General features: G+C 42.7%; 2 rRNA genes. Both read left to right on the top strand.

Going from position 1 to position 924, the window contains the following annotated elements:
* Positions 1 to 129 (top strand): 16S ribosomal RNA (locus J3477_RS25885); the annotation flags it as partial.
* 230 nt (positions 130 to 359) lie between these two features.
* A 23S ribosomal RNA gene (locus tag J3477_RS25880) occupies positions 360 to 924 on the top strand; the annotation flags it as partial.

The raw sequence follows: 924 nt of genomic DNA, 5'->3' as shown, positions 1-924 counted from the left end.
AGAGTTGGCAATACCCGAAGTCTGTGAGCTAACCCGTAAGGGAGGCAGCAGCCGAAGGTAGGGTCAGCGATTGGGGTGAAGTCGTAACAAGGTAGCCGTAGGAGAACCTGCGGCTGGATCACCTCCTTTCTATGGAGAAATTATTAAGTACTGATGCATTTCAGACTTAATATATACGAATTCTGGTTAGAATCTCTCTCTGTTTAATTTTGAGATACCAAGTATTTCAGATTGTTCTTTGAAAATTGCACATAAGTTAAAGTAAAGATATTTACTAATCTTTGTAATAAATTGATTACTAAAATGCACGCTAGTATTTTAGTAAATCAGCAAATTTGTAACTCAAATTTGATTTGATAGGTCAAGCTACAAAGGGCGCATGGTGAATGCCTTGGCATCAAGAGCCGAAGAAGGACGTGACAAGCTGCGATAAGCTTTGGGTAGGCGCAAATAGCCTGTGATCCAAAGATCTCCGAATGAGGAAACTCACGTAGGTAACCCTACGTATCCTGTGGTGAATACATAGCTATAGGAGGGTAAACCTAGGGAACTGAAACATCTAAGTACCTAGAGGAAGAGAAAGAAAAATCGATTCCGTCAGTAGCGGCGAGCGAAATCGGAAGAGCCCAAACCAAAGATTTATCTTTGGGGTTGCGGACAGAACATAACATTGGTGGCTATTGTAATTGAAGATATCTGGAAAGATACACCATAGAAGGTAATAGTCCTGTAAGTGAAACAAGAAGACCATAGTTCTGCTCCAGAGTACCACGAGACACGTGAAACCTTGTGGGAAGCAGGGAGGACCACCTCCCAAGGCTAAATACTACTTGATGACCGATAGTGAAGAAGTACCGTGAGGGAAAGGTGAAAAGAACCCCGGAAGGGGAGTGAAATAGAACCTGAAACCGTGTGCCTACAACC

This window comes from Clostridium zeae, assembly GCF_017312485.1.
Lineage (GTDB): Bacteria > Bacillota > Clostridia > Clostridiales > Clostridiaceae > Clostridium_AR > Clostridium_AR zeae.
This window is presented reverse-complemented; position numbering and strand designations above follow the sequence as displayed.